The organism is Streptomyces sp. NPDC048383, from assembly GCF_040651775.1.
In the GTDB taxonomy this organism is placed as follows: domain Bacteria; phylum Actinomycetota; class Actinomycetes; order Streptomycetales; family Streptomycetaceae; genus Streptomyces.
The window spans coordinates 61,328-79,802 of record NZ_JBEZKS010000016.1 but is presented as its reverse complement, the minus strand read 5'-3'; the positions used below and the strand labels follow the sequence as shown (position 1 = coordinate 79,802).

13 protein-coding genes and 2 pseudogenes are annotated in these 18,475 nt (G+C 70.8%); 5 read left to right on the top strand and 10 right to left on the bottom strand.

From position 1 onward, the window contains the following. Positions 1 to 192 precede the first annotated feature (192 nt). Entirely contained in the window at positions 193 to 1,230 is a 1,038-nt protein-coding gene (locus AB0D46_RS14170; protein WP_362877586.1) for a LacI family DNA-binding transcriptional regulator, read from the top strand. A 671-nt stretch (positions 1,231 to 1,901) separates the two neighbouring features. Here AB0D46_RS14170 and AB0D46_RS14165 read toward each other — a convergent pair. From AB0D46_RS14165 to AB0D46_RS14130, 8 genes and pseudogenes are all read right to left on the bottom strand, one after another. Then, positions 1,902 to 3,113: pseudogene (locus AB0D46_RS14165) on the bottom strand (transposase). Positions 3,114 to 3,449: 336 nt separating this feature from the next. Then, a complete protein-coding gene (locus AB0D46_RS14160) occupies positions 3,450 to 6,239 on the bottom strand; it encodes a glycosyl hydrolase (protein ID WP_362877585.1) in 2,790 nt (929 codons plus the stop codon). Positions 6,240 to 6,570: 331 nt separating this feature from the next. Then, positions 6,571 to 7,353 (bottom strand): lysophospholipid acyltransferase family protein, encoded by a 783-nt coding sequence (locus tag AB0D46_RS14155; protein WP_362877584.1) that lies wholly within the window; start codon positions 7,351 to 7,353, stop codon positions 6,571 to 6,573. A gap of 165 nt (positions 7,354 to 7,518) precedes the next feature. After that, positions 7,519 to 8,952 carry a hypothetical protein gene (locus AB0D46_RS14150; protein WP_362877583.1) on the bottom strand — a complete coding sequence of 478 codons (1,434 nt, stop codon included), beginning with the start codon at positions 8,950 to 8,952 and terminating at the stop codon, positions 7,519 to 7,521. 27 nt (positions 8,953 to 8,979) lie between these two features. After that, entirely contained in the window at positions 8,980 to 10,434 is a 1,455-nt protein-coding gene (locus AB0D46_RS14145) for a hypothetical protein (RefSeq protein ID WP_362877582.1), read from the bottom strand. Between the two features lie 488 nt (positions 10,435 to 10,922). Then, the gene (locus AB0D46_RS14140) at positions 10,923 to 11,411 is read right to left on the bottom strand and encodes a MarR family transcriptional regulator (protein ID WP_362877581.1); all 489 of its coding nucleotides are present in this window, start codon (positions 11,409 to 11,411) and stop codon (positions 10,923 to 10,925) included. Positions 11,412 to 11,745: 334 nt separating this feature from the next. After that, positions 11,746 to 12,783, bottom strand: a complete 1,038-nt coding sequence (locus AB0D46_RS14135; RefSeq protein WP_362877580.1) for a cobalamin-dependent protein — start codon at positions 12,781 to 12,783, stop codon at positions 11,746 to 11,748. Positions 12,784 to 12,821: 38 nt separating this feature from the next. Then, positions 12,822 to 14,330, bottom strand: a complete 1,509-nt coding sequence (locus tag AB0D46_RS14130; protein WP_362877632.1) for a PP2C family protein-serine/threonine phosphatase — start codon at positions 14,328 to 14,330, stop codon at positions 12,822 to 12,824. A gap of 479 nt (positions 14,331 to 14,809) precedes the next feature. Between AB0D46_RS14130 and AB0D46_RS14125 the strand changes: the two genes are divergently transcribed. The 3 genes from AB0D46_RS14125 (at position 14,810) to AB0D46_RS14115 (ending at position 16,221) form a co-directional block, all read left to right on the top strand. Continuing rightward, entirely contained in the window at positions 14,810 to 15,175 is a 366-nt protein-coding gene (locus tag AB0D46_RS14125; protein WP_362877579.1) for an STAS domain-containing protein, read from the top strand. A 22-nt stretch (positions 15,176 to 15,197) separates the two neighbouring features. Further along, on the top strand, positions 15,198 to 15,650 hold the full coding sequence (locus tag AB0D46_RS14120) for an ATP-binding protein (RefSeq protein WP_362877578.1): 453 nt from the start codon (positions 15,198 to 15,200) through the stop codon (positions 15,648 to 15,650). 61 nt (positions 15,651 to 15,711) lie between these two features. Further along, positions 15,712 to 16,221 carry an STAS domain-containing protein gene (locus AB0D46_RS14115; protein ID WP_362877577.1) on the top strand — a complete coding sequence of 170 codons (510 nt, stop codon included), beginning with the start codon at positions 15,712 to 15,714 and terminating at the stop codon, positions 16,219 to 16,221. A 42-nt stretch (positions 16,222 to 16,263) separates the two neighbouring features. On the opposite strand, the pseudogene AB0D46_RS14110 reads toward AB0D46_RS14115, so the two are convergent. Further along, positions 16,264 to 16,428, bottom strand: a pseudogene (locus AB0D46_RS14110) (MFS transporter); the annotation flags it as partial. Positions 16,429 to 16,434: 6 nt separating this feature from the next. Continuing rightward, on the bottom strand, positions 16,435 to 17,799 hold the full coding sequence (locus AB0D46_RS14105) for an NAD(P)-binding domain-containing protein (RefSeq protein ID WP_362877576.1): 1,365 nt from the start codon (positions 17,797 to 17,799) through the stop codon (positions 16,435 to 16,437). Between the two features lie 253 nt (positions 17,800 to 18,052). On the opposite strand from AB0D46_RS14105, the gene AB0D46_RS14100 reads away from it, so the two are divergent. Then, a complete protein-coding gene (locus tag AB0D46_RS14100; protein WP_362877575.1) occupies positions 18,053 to 18,454 on the top strand; it encodes a hypothetical protein in 402 nt (133 codons plus the stop codon). Positions 18,455 to 18,475: the final 21 nt, after the last annotated feature.

Below are 18,475 nucleotides of genomic sequence, written 5' to 3'. Positions count from 1 at the left end.
CGTCCCATGCCGACTTCGTTGCGACGTGCCGGGCCCGTTCGCCCGGCAGTGCCCGGCCCGGTGAGCTGGAACTCCATCTGGAAGGCTCTCAGTCGTCGGTCCGTCCCGGCGCTAGGCTGTACGCGATCCGGCGGCGGCACAAGTCCGCACCACCGTGTGCATCGCCGCCCCCGCCGACGAGGAGCGACCGCCTTGCCCGAGCAGTCCCCCGGGTCCCGCCCCACTCTGGAAGCCGTCGCGGCACGTGCGGGGGTCTCCCGGGCCACCGCCTCGCGGGTCGTCAACGGGGGTGACGGGGTCCGCAAACCGCTGGTCGACAAGGTGGTTCGGGCGGTCGAGGAGCTCGGCTACGTCCCCAATCACGCGGCCCGGACGTTGGTGACGCGGCGGACGGGCGCGGTGGCCGTCGTCATCGCGGAGCCGGAGGCGCGGATCTTCTCGGACCCCTTCTTCTCCCAGCAGATCCGGGGGATCAGCAAGGAGCTGACCGCCCACGACACCCAGCTCGTACTGCTGTTGGTGGAGGGGCCGGCGGACTTCGACCGGATCACCAGGTACCTGTCCGGCGGGCACGTGGACGGTGCGCTCGCCTTCTCCTTGCACACGGACGACCCACTGCCCGCGATCACACGGCGAGCGGGCGTTCCGACCGTGTTCGGGGGCCGGCCCGGCTGGACCGCCGATGCCGGTGAACGGGCCGTTCCGTACGTCGACGCCGACAACCGCGGTGGGGCCCGGTTGGCCGTGCAGCACCTGCGCGACCTCGGGCGGGAGCGCATCGCGCACATCGGCGGGCCGCCCGACCAGACCTCGGCGATGGACCGCCTCGATGGCTACCGGGACGTGCTGATGGACATGGATCCGACGCTCGTCGCCGAGGGCGCCTTCACCGTGGAGAGCGGGGCCCGGGCGATGGCGGAGCTGCTGGAACGGCGGCCCGACCTGGACGCGGTGTTCATCGCGAACGACCTGATGGCGTCGGGGGCACTGCGGGTCCTGCGCGAGCGCGGGATCACGGTGCCGGAGGAGGTGGCGATCGTCGGGTTCGACGACATGGATCCGGTGGCCAAGGAGACCGACCCGCCGCTGACCACCGTCCGCCAGGACATCGAGGGCCAGGGGCGACTGATGGCCCGGCTGCTGCTGCGCATCCTCGACCGTACGGGGAACGGCGTGGCATCGGACTCGGTGATCACGCCGACCACGCTGGTCCGGCGGGCCTCGTCCTGACCTTGTCGTTCAAGGTCCGGCCTCGACGTGGTGAGTCCGGGCGCAACGGATGCGGCCGCAGTCACGGCGAACCGTCCACGGCCAAATGGGCTCCAGGACCAGGATCATTGATCAGCAGCAGGGTGTTCAGGAGCGCTCCGGCCTATGTGTCGGCTGCCGACTCGGACCGGCTCAGTGGATCCGGAACAGGTTCTGCGCTTGTCGTTTAACCTCATCTCCTTGAAGGGGTGGGGATGGAACAGACGGTCGTTGAGTCCATCAGGTACTCGGCTCGGTGCCAGGACTGTGGTGCGGAGTTGGAATGCTGGGGTGTCCAAGCCCTTGTGAGCGGCTCCTTGCGCTGGGACACGGAGTCCAGGTGTCCAGCCTGCGGGGTTGCGGTGGCTTCGTGCGGTGATGACCTGCCAGCCGCACTGCGGAGCCAACTGCTCTCCGAGTGTGGACCACCAGCGCACCTTCAGGTAGATCCCTCGGCAAGGAACGCTGCGATCATGCGCGTTCTGCGGGCAGAACTCGGTATTGGTCTGGCTGACGTCAAGTCCGTGCTGAGCGAGGTCGTTGCGGGAACCCACTCAGGCACGATGCCCGAGATGGAGTTCCTGGCTCGCAAGCTGCGTGCGTCTGGGATCGATGCCGTTGCTGCTCGGCCGTCGACGCCTTGACCTGACTGTTCAGCTGACCCTCCGGGGTTTGGTGCCTGTCTTGTGGTGGGCGGGCCGACGGTAGGGCTGCCCGGTGACGAGTTCGAGACCAACGTCGTGGCGTGTTGGCGGCTGTTGGTTCTTCGAGCCGGGCGGCCGACCGGGGCCTGGGCTGGAGGGTTTGGGAACAGCGGCTGGCGAGGGCAGCCGCGCTTGGAGGTTCCGGAACCCGCGGCGGACTCGGGCCGGGGCCAGCTTGTTCGGGTCGGCCGGTCGCTCCCAGGGCCTTCGTAGGTCGAGGGCGAGCGGGCGCGCGAGACGGAGCTGGGTGTGCGCCGCGATGACCAGCCAGGTCCGTCGGTCGGCGGCCTCCGGTTCGCGAACCTTCGGCTTCGTCCAGCCCATGGTCTGTTTGATCATTCGGAAGGTGTGCTCGATGTCGAACCGCCGCAGGAAAGCGTGCCGGCAGCGGTCCACGTCCGCTGTGGTGGCGTCCACTCGTGACACCACAGCCAGATCGGCTTCGGAGCGCCGCCGGATGGCAGGTGCTCGACTTCGAGTCGGATGACGGTGCCAGAGATCACGGGCAGTTCACCGTCGTGGCCGAGCCAGGCGGCCCTGCGGGTCAGCCGCGAGTGGGGACGGTCCCAAGCCCGCGCTGTCGCTCTGCCGTAGCGTAGGGTGTCCGTGACGGTGACCGCCTGCTCGGCGCCCCAGGTGGCAGGGTCGCCGAAGACGAACTCGCCTCCGTGCTTGGGCGGTCGTCCGCCCTTGGGGTCATAGACACGGGGCGGGGTCGGCCGACGCATCACGCGGTCGGAGCGTGTCCGTCCAAGGACTTCAACGGGCAGATCGTTCAGGAAGTGGGCGATGCGGGGCGCGTCGTATCCGGTGTCCAGCACGACCAGGATGTCGTGGTCACCCGGAGCCCAGTGGCCGGCGGCGATCAGGCGCTCGACTACTTCGGCGGTCCGGTGAGGTCGCGGCGTCCGGCCGCAGCCACGGACTGACGTCGACGGCCAGGACAAGACGGCCATCTGCCGCCTTCGGCAACGGCGTCCCGGCCAGGGACCGCCGCAGCCGGGACACATCCAGGCGGCCCCGGTTGAGAGCACCGTAGAGAGCTCGGTGTCCACGGCGGTGTTCGGGAGCGAGCGCGAGATCAACCAGCGTCCGAACCGGACCGTCACTGCACAACAGCGCGTCCGCCAGCTCGAACAGGGTGTCCGCCCGTCCCGTCATCGACGCGTACAGCTCCGCCCGGACGTGACAGCGTCTCAAACGCCTCACCCTCCGGCTTCCCACCCAGCAGACTCATCTGCACGGCCTCCGGCTGATTCACGTGCACTCCTTGGTCGGAGCACAGAATCAGGCGGAGGCCGACCTCACGTCCGGTGAATCCCCAGGTGAGGGACCAAGTACGAAACACCGTTCGAGGTCACGGGTTGAACGACAAGCTGAGCCTGGACCCTGACGTACGGGTGCGGCGGGTCCCCGCCCCGAGGAGCCAGAGACCCGCCGCACCGTTCGTGCCTCCATGTCTTGTTCATCCACCCGGTGGATCACACGCCAACAGGCTCACACATAGGGGATCTTCAACACGGCCGCGTCGGTGCCCGTCTGCACCTGGGACGGGCCGTTGCCCAGTGCGTTCCAGATCTCCAGGCGGACGGTGCCGTTCTTGAGTTCACCCAGGCTGCCGGTGATGGCCTGCACGCCAACGGCCTGCGTGTACTCCTCCCAACCGGCGACCGGGTCGGTCGCGAAGTAGCGGTAGGTTTCGGTGCGCTCGAAGGTACCGTCACCGGTGAGGTCGTAGCTGACCCGGACCTGCGGAGCGAGCGCCACCCTGGTGCCCGCGTCCACCCGGAGACGGAACGAGGTGGCCGCCCCGGGGGCGAGCGGGCCGTTGAGCTGCTTCGCCTCGTAGACGGTCGGCTTGTACGGAGTGCCGTCCCGGTTCACGCCGTCGGCCGAGGCCACGCTGTCCGTGCCGGCCGGGTCGGTGGTGGCGGCGGTGAGGATGCCGCCGGTCTTGAGGCGGAAGGTGTTTCCGGTCGACGGCCCCGGCTCCTCCGGCTCCTCCGGGTCCGGGTTTCCGGTGTCGGGGCCGGTGCCCGTGGCCGTCGAGCGGGCCGGTACCGAGAGGGTCTTGCCGTCGGAGAAGGTCACCGTGCGAGTGGTGGAGCCGTGGTTGTGCGCGGTGTAGGTGCGGGTTCCGTTCTTGGCGAAGACGGCGGCTGTGGGCAGGTCGGCGCTGACTGTCATCGCCGGTGCGCCAAGGGTGTTGAGGGTGTTGATCCAGTGGTAGGTGTGGGCTTTGGACTCACCCTCCTCGGGGGTGTAGTCGCCGTTCGCACCGTCCCACTTGGCCTTGGCCGCAGCCGGATCGGTCAGTGCTTCGAACTCCCAGAGCAGGTCGCGCCACTGCTGGGCCGGGCCGCCGTTCTCGCGTTCCATCTCGGCGATGTTCCGGGTGATGGCGGCCTTCTCACGGGCCAGGTGGAGTGATCCTCCGGTCACGGGGAGGACGTTGATGCCGTGGATCTCCTCCGGGTTGGCGGTCCACCAGGTGGAGTAGGAGGCACCGCTGCCCCAGACCATGCCGACCGTGCCGTACTTGTACAGGGCGGGGAAGACCTGTTCGTTCGCGTCGAACCAGTACTGGGTGATGGCCTCGGACTCCGTCGTCAGCAAGTAGCTACCGAGGTCGCGCAGCGAGGTGTCGCCGGTCGCCGCGCCCCAGAGGACGAGGCCGGCGCTGAGGTTGATGGACTCCGAGGAGGACTCCTGGTTGTTTCCCGCCGCGAAGCCCTGGTGGCCGGAGGCCCAGCTGTGGCCCGCGTACACGTCGAAACCACGCAGGAAGGGGTACGCCGAATCGGTGCGGCTCGGGTTGGCCGCGTCTCGGATCAGGTGCTTGATCATCGATCCCCAAGCCGAGTCCGCTGCCCAGGCCGAATCGTACTGGGCGACGATCGCCGCCGCGTAGACGTAGTAGCTGTAGTGGAAATGATGGTCGTTGAGTTCGGCGTCACTGCCGTACGAGGCCGGGTACCCGATGAGGGTCTTCCAGTCCTTGTCGTAGCTGAACTCGCTCGGCCCACCCGCCGTGAACCACTCCTGGAGCCGGCCCTTCATCAGGCCGAGGAGCTTGTCGCGGGTCGCGGTCTGACCGATCTGGTCGGCCACGGGCACCAGCTGGGCGAGCCGACCGAGCGCCTTACCGGTCCAGTAGGTGTCGGTGGCCCCGGAGAACGGATCGGCGGCGTTGGCAACCTCGTTGAGGTAGCCGGTCAGCCGGGCCCGGTCGACCCCACTGGAGGCGGGCAGGGCGGGCACCACGCCGTTGTTCTTCTGGCTGGTGGCGAAGGAAACGGACTCGCGCACCTTCATGGTGCCGCGCGGTGAGACGTACGTGTACGGGGTCAGCGCATCGGTGGTGTGCAGCCACTGGTGGCGGTAGAGGGCCTGGAGCGTACCGCGCTCGGTGCCCTCCTTGGCCTCCGTGGTCAGGGTGTAGGTCGCCCGGACGACGCCGCCGACGCTCTGCCAGGCCACCTGGGAGCCGGTGACGAAGCTGAACGCGTACTTGCGGTAGGTCGCCAGCGCGTCCGTGGAGGGCAGGACGGCGAGCGAGAAGTAGTCCTTGCCCGCGAGTCCGGCGGTGATCGCGGTTCCGGACACGTTCCAGTCGGCACCGGTCGGGGCGAAGAGGGCGTAGTGATGACCGGCGACCGTGATGCCGAGGACGTTGCCGTCGTCCGCGAAGACGGTGGGCATGGAGGCGGTCGTGATGCGGGCGTCACCGCCGGAGCCCTTGGCGTACACGAACGGCATGCCGTGTCCGATGGTGGCCCGGAAGGTACGGGAGCCGTCCGCCCAGTACGGGGTGACCGTCCAGTCCGACCAGGCGTCGGCCTTGGTGTCGGGAGAGTTCAGACCGGTGAGACCGACGGTCAGGTCGGCCTTGTGGGCGTACTCGTACTGCCGGCCGTCACCGACGATCGCGGGCGTCGTCGGGTAGCCGACCTCCAGCCCAGAAGCCTTGGCCTGATACGTGAGGGGGTGACCGTACATAGGAGTGGAGTACGGATTGTCCCCATAGCGCTGATAGGCGAGCGAGGTCCACCAGTCGTTGGTCGGAACCGGCTTGTCCCGCGCCGCCTCGGTGAGTTTCGGTGTGACGGGAGCACCGGTGTTCGTCGTAGGACCGGACCTGCCGGCAGGTCGGATGTCGGTGTAACTGCCCGAACCCGCGGGGATGGTGGCGGCGGACGCGGGAGAAGCGGCGGAACCCAGGCCGACGGCGGTCAGGGCGATCGCCAGGAACGTAGCCGCTGCAGGTCTGGAGAGGGAGGCTCGCACGACACAGCACCTCGATCACAGGGGGGGGAAGAGCGCTTTCGAGAGCGCTCTCAAGCGTTAGGGAACGTAAATCTTTTGAAACATTGATGTCAAGAGATCCGGCACAAGGGGCCGTTGGAGCCAAGGTGAGGGTCCCCTCCGTTCGGGTCTTGACGGAGAGCGGGCGACGGGAGGCGGTCCGGGCGCCCTTGATGAGAGCGCTCTCAGGATGCTGGCCGGACCAGCGTCATCCCGCACGGCGCCCGCCTCGAAGTCGATGTGGAGGTGGTGTGGCGACCCTCGTCCTCGCGGCGGCACGCGTGTGTCGGCGTAGCGAGCACCGGCGGAAAGGTCAGTCGAACAGGTTCTCCCGATCGGCCAGTTCGCGGTCGACCAGCTCCTGGACGGCGCCGCGCGTGGTCTCGCTGAGCAGTCGGGCGGCCTCCCGACGGGCGACCAGGCCCTCGGGTCGCGCCGGCGCCGGGATCGGCTCCCCGACGGTGATGGTCCAGTTGGACGGCAACGGGAACGGGGTGGTGAGCGGGAAGTACGGCACGCCGAGGAGCCGGGCGAGGGTCGGCACCTCGCCGAGCTTGGGGCACGCCTCCTCCGCCCCGACGATCCCGACCGGGACCACGGGAGCTCCCGAGCGGATGGCGGCGACCGCGAAGCCCGGGTGGAAGGGCCGCAGGCGGTACCGCTCGGTGAACGGTTTCTCCAGACCGGCGACGCCTTCCGGGTACATCCCGACGAGCCGTCCCGCGTTGAGGTGGTCGACGCCGGCCGTCGGGCCGATCGGGAGCGCGCCGTTGCGGCGCGCGTGCCGCCCCAGGATGGGTGTGCGGAATACGAAGGGGGCCGCGAGGAAGCGTACGCGCCGGTCCAGGGCCCTGCCCAGGACCTTGTCCAGTACGAACGCGTCCAGGCCCCAGGCACCGGAGTGGTTGACGGCGATCACGGCGGGGCCCTCGGCCGGGATGTTCTCCAGGCCGAGCGCGACCACCCGGAAGTAGTCGTCCACCAGCCAGTCGAGGAGGCGGTCCCACGCCACCTCGCCGGCTTCGCCGAGCAGCCGCTTGGCGGAGTCGAGTTCCGCTCCGGCCGCTTTGATCATCTCGACCACACTGTCCCTCATGGTGGGACCTCACTCTCGCATCGCGCGTCACCGGCGGGATGTCGACGGGACGGGTTCTGCCGGTTCAACGTCCGTGGGCGCTGCTGATCACGGGGTGATCGCGGCGGCGCGGAGGAAGTCGTCCGTTCGAGGGCAGTCGGACGAGCGGCGCACACCCGGTTGAGGTCAGCCCGAGAACCACCTGGCGGCCCGCCGGACGTCGGCGGCCGCGTTCGTACACCGGTCGGCATGCGCGAGGAGGGCCATCCGGAACCGTTCGCCGGTTCCGCTCCCGTTCCAGCCGGGATCGGCGGCGCAGGCGGAGAGCCGCTCCGCGTGGTGGTCCAGCCGGTCCGCGCCGACCCGTCCCCGCGCCCCGTACGCCGGGAGCAGGTCTCCGTACGCTTCCGCTGTCACGGTGGGATCGTCGGCCCCGACGAGGGCGACGGCGACGGACCCCGGACCGAGGCTGCCCGGCAGGCGGTCCAGGGCCAACCGCGGCGCGAGGAGGACGGGGCGCGCCCCGGCAGTGGCAACGCGGACGACTTCCCGGCCCACGAGCGCGGCGAAGCGCGCGGTGGCGCAGCCGGACGGGCTGCCGCACAGGTCCCACGCCGGATCGGTGGGCTCCCCCGGTGTCCGCCGCCCCAACATCGCGCGGTCGTAGAGGATTTCGTCCCCCGGAGCGATCGCTGGTCCGTCCGCGTCGAGCGGTGCTTGGACCGGGTACACCAGGGCGGGCAGCGGAGGGTAGTGCTCCAGGGCAAGGTCCACGGCGGCTTCCGGCGAGGTCACGGCGCCCGTGGCGGCGCCCGCGGCGAGCAGGGCCAGCGCCTGGAGCGCCGACACGCTGGTGGCCGTCGACACCAGGGCCAGTGCGTGCGCGACGGCCAGGTATGTTTCCGGCGCGCCCTGGGATCGGGCCGGCAGCCGGCCGGCCAGGGAGCCAGGCTCGGGGTCGGCCAGGTATGGGGCGAGCCGCCGCCGCAGGGCCGTCGCCCGCTCCTCGTACGCGCGGCTGCCCACGGCGCCCGTCGCAGCCCTGACCATCTCGCTCAGCAGGGTGTCCGCGGCCGCGCCGGCCCCCAGTACGACGTGTCGGCTGAGCCGCAGCATGCTGGTGTGCCAGTGGTGGCCGTCCAGGGCGCCGTCCGCACGCCGGGCAGTGAGCACCGCACGCAGGTGCTCGCCCACCGGGGCCGTCAGCCCGGCGAGTTCCTCCTGTGTCAGCGCACCCCACGCGCCCGCCGGGACCCCGTGCGGCGAGAGGCCGCGGCGGCGCCCGTCGGCGGCGAGAGCGGACGCGGTTCCCAGCGCACCGGCTCCGTCGGCACGGGCCAGCAGGCCCTCCGCGTCCGCGCGGGTCAGCGGCACGAGCAAAGTGCCGAAGGCCGTACGGAGCCGCACCGGCCGCCCGTCCCGGCGCCCTCGCAGGTGTGTCATCAGCCGGTGCGTGAGCCCGGCGCTGGTGAGCGCGTCCAGACCCAGCGTCCGCGCGGGCAGGTCCGCCCACGGCAGGCTGCGGGTCACCAGTGCGGCGCTGAACAGGAGGTTCTCCAGAGGCCGAGCCGTCTCGGGTCGCGAGGCAGCAGTGGCCGGAACGTCGTACAGGGTGGTCATCGGTTGGTCTCCCTCGTGGTCACGCGGTCACTTGTCGCGGAGCATGTACGGCTGGTTCCCCACGACTTCGCCGTCGTAGGCCGCGATCAGTTCGTTCACCCGGTCCCGGTGGTGCGCCATCTCCCCGCGCAGGGTGTCGGAGTACGCCTGCGGGGCGTGCGACAGCGGGTAGTCGTACGACTCGTCCAGCCAGGTCAGTTCGACCCAGTCCGCGGGGACGTCGTGGGGAGAGGCGGGGCCGCGTCCGTCGAGCATGGGGATCACGTCGTGCTTGTTGACCAGGCTGATCACCTGTGTGGTGTGGTCGGCCGGGCGCTTGTTGTCGATGGGAGAGCCCAGCGTGACCACGTGAGTGATCCGGAAGGTCGATGCCAGGTCCACGTCCATCGCCAGGTTCATTGCCGTCAGGCCGCCCAAGCTGTGTCCGACGAACATCACCTCGGACCCTGCCGGCACCCCCGCCCGGCGCAGAAGCTTCCGCGCGGCGCGCGTGTAGGTCGTGTCGGAGCGCAGGCACCCGTCGAAGGCGCCGATCAGGTCCTGGGGAGTGCTGTTGCTCGGGAGCCCGAAGCTGGTACCGGGCAGCAGGAGCACGTACCTGACGTGGCCGTCGGTACACGCGACGCGCCGCAGCAGCACCAGACCGTGATTGCCGAGCGTGCCGATGTCGTTGATGTAGCTGACGATGTCGTTGCAGGACGTGCGCAGGGCCTTCGCCAGGATGGAGTCGGGCTCGATCCGCTCCGCGCGTCCGGAACCGGGATTGAGGAATCCGAGCACCGAACTGGGCAGTCCGAAGAAGGGATCCGTGGTCGGTACGCCGCCGGCGAGGGTCACCCACGAGAAGCCGTCGTTGACCGGGTTCTCGTCGAGTAGTCCCAGCAGCCCCAGGAGCTCCATGACCACGGGGCTGACGGTCGTCAGGGCACGGGTCAAGCCCAGCCGCTCGACCAGCGCGTGCAGGGCCCGCAGTGCCTCCCAGCGGTCCCCCTTCACCATGGCGTCGGTGAGCCGCCTCGCCAGTACGGAGTCCAGGTTCGGGTGCTCGACCACCGCCGCCTCGATCCTCAGCGCGAAGGCATCCACGGCCATGGCCACCGCGGCCGGGCGGCGGTAGGTCACGCTCCCCGCCATCCGGGCCAGCTCGCCGACGACTCCACCGTTCGGACCGAACCCGAGCCCCGAAGGGCTGGTCAGCGCCTTGGCGCACGACAGCGCCGTACCGAATGCCCACCCGGGGCGGCGCAGGCAGGCCAGGCCGAACCGCCAGCTGCTCAGCGCGCCCGTCAGATCCGCGCCCGCCCGCTTCGCGGTGAGCGCCGCGTCCGCCAACAGCACGGAGGCGGCGATCAGGAGCTCCGCGTCGGGCCGCCCCGTCGCGGAAGGGGCCCGGCCGGGCACGGCGTCCAGCGTGTCCACGGGCAGCCCGGACTGCCCCGGGATCGGCTGAACTGCTTCGACGACCACCTGATGAGGCGTCACGGTCTTCCCTCTCGTCGCTGTGCGGCCGCTTCACCGCACGGCCCGGCTTTTCGCCAGGCATCGTGGCACCGGCGCCGATCCGTTGCGCGCACCCGAGAGGTCGACGGGCGACGGCGGTGCGCCTTCCCACCGGCCGTCGGCTCCCGCGCTGCGGCGGCCGGCCCCGCTCCCACCGGGTTCAGGACGGACGCGGCCGGGCCGGACTCGCCGCGCATCTTCGTGCAGCCCGGAGGATGAGCGGGAACTCGCCGCGTTGACGCGTGCGCCCGACTCGAAGGGCGCGAACACCCCGACGCCCGGGGCGCTCTGATGCGGCGGTGGCAGGTGACAGGCAATCCCGACAGGGCAGGGGCAGCCGCACGAAGGGCCGCAGACGTGGCCCACCTTGACGCCCGCTGACGCCTGATCCGTCCCTCACAGAACATCCGCTCTCCGTCAACGAGCTGTGGCCCCACGGACTGGACCCCGACGGGACGCCCACACCGCCGTCAGGCGGCGGGCCGGTTCTCCCGCGCGGGGAGTCCGGCGGTGGCGGTGATGCCGTGACGGAGGCCTTCGATGCCTTGTGCGAGCGCGTGGCGACTTGTGACGGTCATCGCTTCGAGGGCGAGGGCGAGGCGTCGTTCGCGGGCTTCGCGTATCTCGGCGAGGTGCTGTTGGCCGGCAGTGGTGAGGCGCAGGGTGATTTCGCGGCCGTCGCTGGGGCAGGGGTGGCGTCGTAGGTATCCGGCGGCTTCGAGGCGGTCGCAGAGCCGGGTGATGGAGGGGCCCGCCGCACCGAGGAGTTGGGCAAGGGTCCGCATGCGCAGGCCCGGCCGGCGGTCGACGAGGCACATCAGGCGAAGTTGCGTCGCGGACACGGGCGACGTCGCGGTGGCGTGGCGGGTGTTTTGGTAGAGGACGTCGAGGAGTTCGGCGATTTCGCCGACCGATCGCGTGAGGTCGGTGTTGTGGGGCCCGGGGGCCGGTGTGTGCATGCGTGTTCCCTTGTGCGGGGTGTGGCCCCGCGGGTGTGGGTCAGGTGGTGGTCTTAGGCCGGCCGGCGGCGGTCGCGGCGGAGTCTTGCGGGCCGCCGTCCGGCGTCTGCCGGTGGCAGACACCGGCCGGCTGTTCTTGTTGTGGCGGGTGAAGTGGTCCAAGGTGCCCGTGACCCTGAGCATCCGCTCCAGCTCCGGAGACCGATTGCGCAGACGCAGCCGTACCCCGGCGGCATCCGCGACCCGGACGGGCCATCAACGGGACGGACAAACCGCTGGAGTCGACGGCGGACACGCCCGGTACGGGTCAGGCGCAGCGGCCCCGGTATCGGGGTCAGCGGGCGCCGCCCACGGCCACCGGCGCGGTGGTCAACCGCATGGTCGCCTGGTGGAGGATGTCGGTCGCGCGGGGGAAGTCCTTCAGCTCCCGGCCCAGGACGTCCAGGGCGGGAGGCAGGCTCCGCGCGGGAACGCCGCGGGCTTCGAGGATGCCCGCGGTCCACAGGAGGAAGCGCGAGAACAGGGCTTCGTCGCCGGTGTAGAGGGCGACGCCGAGGAACTCCACGATGTGCGCCAAGTCCTCCGCGGTCCGCTCGCGCTGTGCCTCGTCGTAGCCGCGCATGGCCGGGTACTTGTCCTCCAGGCCGGTGAATACCGTCCGTACGAGCTGAGGACGGCTCCGGGCGACCATCGTGTACTCCTGGTCGGCCAGGTGCGGCAGGTCGTCGATCGGCTGGTGGTCGGGCTGCGGCCGCAGCAGCGGGTGGCGCTCCAGTCGGTCGGCGGCCGCACGCGCGTCGGGCGCCCAGGCGTCGGCGCCGAGGAGGCGTGCGTACCGGCCGTCCGGGCCGAAGGCGGCGCCTCCCACGAGGACGGGGGTACCCGCGGCCTGGCAGGCGGTGATGGTGGCGTGCGCGGTCGGCAACCGGGTCGGAATGGAGCTGGAGAGGGCGACGACGTCCGGACCGGTGCGGTGGATGTGCGCGATGAGGTGCGGGGTGGGGACGTGGGCGCCCAGGTAGTCCACGTGCCATCCGCGCAGTCTCAGAACCTCGGTCACCAGGCGCGCCGGCAGGCCGTGCCATTCGCCGTCCACGCACGCCACCAGAACCCGCCCTCGTGACGGCTCGGTGCGGGAGGCTCCGTGTTCGGCGACGACGGCGATGGCACGCTCGTTGATCGCGGTCGCGGCATGCTCCTGCGCGACGGTGATCCTGTTGGCGGCCCACTCCTCACCGACCCGGCTCTGCACCCGGGCAATGACATCCAGCAGGAGGCTCTCGGGGTCAGTTCCGTCGTCCAGGGCCGCGCGGACCACGGCCGTCGCGGCCCGTTCGTCACCGGTCAGGACCGCCGCCCACATACTGTTCATCAAGGGTATGAGCGGACTGCCGGTGGTCTCTTGCGTGCTCACGCCGTGAACCTGCCTCTCGTGTGCCCGTCCACCGCGCTGAGGTGGTTGGTCTTCGGTGCGGTGATCACCACGACGGCCATGTCGTCGTGAGCGCCGGTGCCGACCCACTCGGAGGCGAGCATCTGCACGCGTTCCACCACCACTTCCGCCGACATCCCGGCGCACTCGGCGAGAACCCGCTGGAGTCGGGTCTCCCCGAACATGGCGTCGCCCAACGGGCCGCCGCGGGCCTCGGTGATCCCGTCCGTGTACAGGACGCATGTCTCGCCCGGCGCGAGCGTCACCTCGGCCGTCTCGGCGGTCACGGTCGGCAGGGCTCCCACCAGCGTGCCCTGCGTCGCCGACTCCTCAACGGTTCCATTCCCGCGCACGATCAGCGGCGCGGGGTGGCCGGCGCTGGTCAGCCGCAGCTTCACCGCGCTGCCCTCGCGGACCGCGGAGGCGAGGACCATGGTCGCGAAGCGGGCGTTGTGGGTGCTGAGGAGCGCGGTGTTGAGCAGGTTCAGCATCCGCTGGTGGTCATCGGCCATGGGGAGAAGAGCATGGAGGGTGTTGCGGATCTTGCCCGTCATCACCGCCGCTTCCAGTCCCTTGCCGCACACGTCCCCCAGCACGACGAGGGAGGCGTCACCCTCTACGGCGGCGGGGTGGACGTCGTAGAAGTCCCCGCCGATCCGCTCGTGATCCCGCGAGGCCCGGTAGCCGCCCGCGTACTCGACCCCCGACACCTGGTGCAGGAAGGGCGGGAGCAGGTCGCGCATCAACGTTTCGCTTATCGACGCCTGCTCCGCGTACAGCCGCGCCGCCGACATCGCCGCTCCGGCGCGGGCCGCGAACAAGCGGGCGAAGACCTCTTCCTCCTCGCTGAAGCCGTCACCGCCCGCGCGGCGCAGCAGGACCAGGGCGCCGGCGGGGATGCCGTGCCCGGGCAGCGGGGTGATCACTATCGAGCCGACAACACCAAATCCGTCGGGGATCAGCCAGGGCGGAGCGTTCGCGGGATCGATCCAGCGGGACGGTACCGGCGGGAACCCCTGCAGGGCCTCGGCCAGTCCGGGTACGTCCTCGGCGAGCGCGGTCACCCGCGAGGAGACCGGCGTCCCGCCGCGCAGGCAGGACACGATCGGCAGGTCATGGCCGTGGGCAGGGGAGATGACCAGAGCGGCGTCGGCCAGGTGCTCGGCGGCCATCTGCGCGGTCACGTCCATGCACCGTTCCAGGTTCAGTGAGGAGAGCAGCAGGTTCGAAGCCTGCGCGAGGAACGCGGTGCGTTCCCGCTCGATTCGCAGCGCCTCGCGGGCCAGGCGGTGGTCGGTGTCGTCGATCAGCCACCACACCACCGTCCCGTCCTCACGGACCGTCGGATGCGCTTCGTAGCAGCGGTCCCCGACCGGGCCCTCCACCAGCGCATCGATCGCGCCCCCGGCAGCCGACGGTTCGGCGGGCGGAGGGAGCAGGCAGCGGGCGTGGGCATCGGACAGCCACGCGGGCACAGCGTCCGGCATCGGGGCGCCGGGGCGGGCGTCGGGAAACAGCAGACCGGCGACCTCGTTGGCGAACACCACAGTTGCCCGGGCGTCGGCGACGAGCACGGGGTAGGGGGCCTCACTCCACGGCACGCGCACTGCGGCGGCGGCTTCCTGAGTGGGATTCGGCAAATCGTTGAGGGCCCGCTGTGCGAACCCCTCACCTCATAGGCTCTCGGGGATTGGTTGCCTCCGGGCAACCATCCTCCATCGGTCGCCCTGCTGGCAACCGCCCACCCCTCACAGCACCTTCCCACACCCGGCACGCACCCCGCCCACACAGCTCCTTCACGCCTGAGGGAAGGAGGAAGTGAGAGCCGTCACGTCGGCCGACAGGGCCATCGGCCTTCGAGGCGACTGCTGCCAGGCCGCACAACCGCCCGGGAGCCTCGGCCGCTGACTTCCGTAGGGCGACCGGCATGGGCGGCCGCGCAGGGGTGTGTACGAGGATGGGCAACATGATCGGAGACAGAGACGACACAGACACCGCGGTGGTCAGCGAGATCACGCCCGATGGTGTGACCGTGATCCGCGCGCGCGGTGACCTGGATGATGACAGCAGCCCCGCCCTCACCGACGCCCTGACCGCGGCCGCCGCGGACAGTAGCTGTTCCCGCACCGTGGTCGACCTGTCGATGGTGACCTTCGCGGACTCCTCCGCCCTCCACGTCCTCCTCACCGCCCGCCGCGCCCATACGACGGCCGGGACCACTTTGGTCCTCGCCGGGCCCGTACAGGCCGCCGTCAACCGGTTGTTCGAGGTCACCAGTACCGGGCCTGTCTTCCGGTGGGCCGACAACGTGCAGCAGGCGATGACATGCTGACCACCACACCACAACCGGTTTGGTGTGCGATCCCTCACTCCAGGGCAGGCGCAACGACATGAACCCGCCCGCGGCAGCCAACCCCGCCCCAGGCCCCAAGCCGAATCACGGTGCCCAGCCGGCCGCGACCACTTCGGCGACGGCCCGCCGCCAGGTCACCGAGCTGCTCCGGGCCGCGGGCAGCGACCTCGATGGCGTCGCGGCCGTCGACGCGCTCCTGGTCACCTCGGAGCTCGTCACCAACGCGATCCGCCACGGCGGCGGCATCACCGCCTTCCACGCCACCCTCACGGGCGACACACTTCGTTTGACCGTCAGCGACGCGAACCCCCGCCACCCCGTCCCCCACCCCACCGCTCGGGGCCGTCCCGGCGGATACGGCTGGCCCCTCATTCAACGCCTGACCGACCACGTCGACATCACCCCCCGCCCCGACGGCGGAAAGACCATCACCACCCTCCAACGCCTGACCTGACCCCTGACCCGCCCCTCCCCCGGCTCCTCAGGTTCGGGCACCGCACAAGACAGCAGGGCACATGAGCGACGCAGAAGCAGCCGAGGCGATCGCCGCCCGCATCAACTCGTACCTCGCCGCGGTCCACCCGAACAAGCCGAACCCCGACGACCTCGCCTGGGCCATCGTCCACACCCTCAAACAAGCCGGCATCCACGGCCACACCAGCCACAACGACACACACGAGCGAGGACACCAGCAAGTCCTCCCCCTGCCCGACCAGAACGACGCGGTACGCGTCATCGTCTGCACCGGCGAATTCGACCAGCGAACCCTGGGCCCCGTCCACGAAGCCGGCACCGCCGCCCTCACCGACCCCGCGATCCGACGGATCGTCCTGGACGTCAGCCGCATCACCTTCGCCGACTCCTCCATGCTCAACGAGATGTTCCGCCTCCGCCGCGGCAGCGACCTGATCCTCGTCGGCCCCCTGCCCAACTCCCTGCAACGAGTCCTCGAACTCACCCAAGCCCTCCCCCTCTTTCCCGTCACCCACAGCATCGAGGAGGCCCGCACCATCGAGGCCCGCTGAACCCGAACCCGCCCCAGCGGGTGAGGGCTGCGGTGGTGGCGGGGACCAGCCGGTGTCGGCGGTGATGGCCGTGTTCGGGACGGGGAAGGCGTAGTGGACGATGCCCCAGCTGGTGATCCGCGTGGCGCACAGGGCGGGCAGTGCGGCGCGTGGCCGTGACCGGACCCCCGTCCCGGTCACGGCCACGCCGGCCTGGATGTTGGGCACCGTGGGTCAGCAGCCGCCGGAAGGCGGGGCGCCGATGTTCAGGGTGGTGGGGGCCGCGCAGCAGCCGCCACCGGCCTCCTCGGCGGCCTGAGGCTCCTCGAACAGGCCGGCGCCGCCGCAGACTCCGGTCTCGGGGAGGGTGAGTTCGACGCGCTCGGCGGCTTCCCGGTCGCCGGCGAGGTGGGCGGCGATGGAGCGGACCTGCTCGTAGCCGGTCATGGCCAGGAAGGTCGGGGCGCGGCCGTAGGACTTCATGCCGACGAGGTACACGTCCTTCTCCGGGTGGGAGAGCTCGTTCACGCCGTGCGGGTAGACGGTGCCGCAGGAGTGCTGGTTGGGATCGATCAGCGGAGCGAGCTCGACCGGGGCCTGGAGGCGCTCGTCCAGGCCCAGGCGCAGCTCGTTGACGAAGGACAGGTCGGGGCGCAGGCCGGTGAGGACGATGACCTCGTCGACCGGGTCCAGGTGGCGTCCGTCTTCGGCGACCAGGACCAGGCGGCCGTCGGTGTCGCGTTCGACGGCGGCGGTGCGGAAGCCGGTGACGGCGTCGGCGTGCCCGTCGTCGACGGCGGCCTTGGCGGCGAGGCCGAGGGCGCCGCGGGCGGGGAGCTGGTCGGCGCTGCCGCCGCCGAAGGTGGAGCCGGAGATCCCTCGGCGCAGGATCCACGTGGCGTGCGTGCCGGTGCCGTCCTTGGCCTCGGCGAGGTCGGCGAGGTAGGCAAGGGCGGTGAGGGCGGAGGCGCCGGAGCCGATGACCGCGGTGCGCTTGCCCGCGTACCGGGCGCGGCCGTTGGGGTCCGTGAGGTCGGGGATCCGGTAGCAGATCCGGTCGGAGGCAGCCTGCTCGCCCAGCGCCGGGAGGCCGTCGCCGCCGATCGGGCTGGGGGTGGACCAGGTGCCGGAGGCGTCGATGACGGCGCGTGCCAGGAGCCGCTCCTCACTGCCGTCGGCGTTGACGACACGGACGGTGAAGGGCTGGCTCTCGCGGTCGGCGTCGACGACACGGTCGCGGCCGGCGCGGGAGACGCCGGTGACGGTGGCGCCGTACCGGACGCGGTCCCCGAGGACGTCTGCGAGGGGCTGGAGGTAGAGCTCGGCCCAGTCGCCGCCTGAGGGGTAGGTCGCACCGTCGGGCGCGATCCAGCCGGTGGGGGCGAGGAGCTTCGCCGCCGCCGGGTCGACGACCTCGGACCAGGTGGAGAAGAGGCGTACGTGGGCCCAGTCGCGGGTGGCGGTACCCGCGCGGGGGCCTGCTTCGAGGACCAGCGGGGTCAGGCCGCGGGCGGTGAGGTGGGCGGCGGCGGCCAGGCCGACGGGTCCGGCGCCGATGACCACGGTGGGCAGATCGGCGGTGGTGGCAGGCGCGTTCACGGCAGGCTCCTTGCTTGTTTCGACATCCGTCGATGCCTTGTGTTGCCAGCATGCCACTTGCTTCGATGGGCGTCAACATAGACATTCATCAAATCAGGGGTGGGTGTGGAGCCCGTGGACGTAACTGGGAATCCTTCACCGGCCAGGTGCTGCACGCGGCCGACTACCGGAATCCCGCACAGTTAACGGGCCGCGTGTTGTGGTGGCAGGGGCAGGAAACTCCGCGGTGCGGATCGCGGCCGAACCCGCCCGGGTGAGCCGTACGACGCCGGCGACCCGGTCGCCGGTGCGTTTCGCCCGCCAGCGCCTCCTGGGCCGCGACCTGCACTTCCGGCTGACCCGAACCGGCCTGGACACCGCACCGCCGGACCGCCGCCCCATGCTCCAGAGCCTGGACGGCGAGAGGGTCACCTGGCCCGACGGGACGGCGGAGACGCTGGACGCGATCATCCTTGCCACCGGATACCGCCCCGACCTGCCGCACCTCGCCACTCTCGACGGCGTCCTCGACGCCGAGGACCGGCCGGTGCATCGGGGCGGGCGCTCCTCGCGCCACCCGGACCTGCACTTCGTCGGGCTGAAGTGGCAGCGCAGTTCACCTCGAACTCGCTGCGCGGCGTGGGCCAGGACGCCGAACGCGCCGCCCGGCAGGTGACCGCCCACGCGGGGCCCGCTG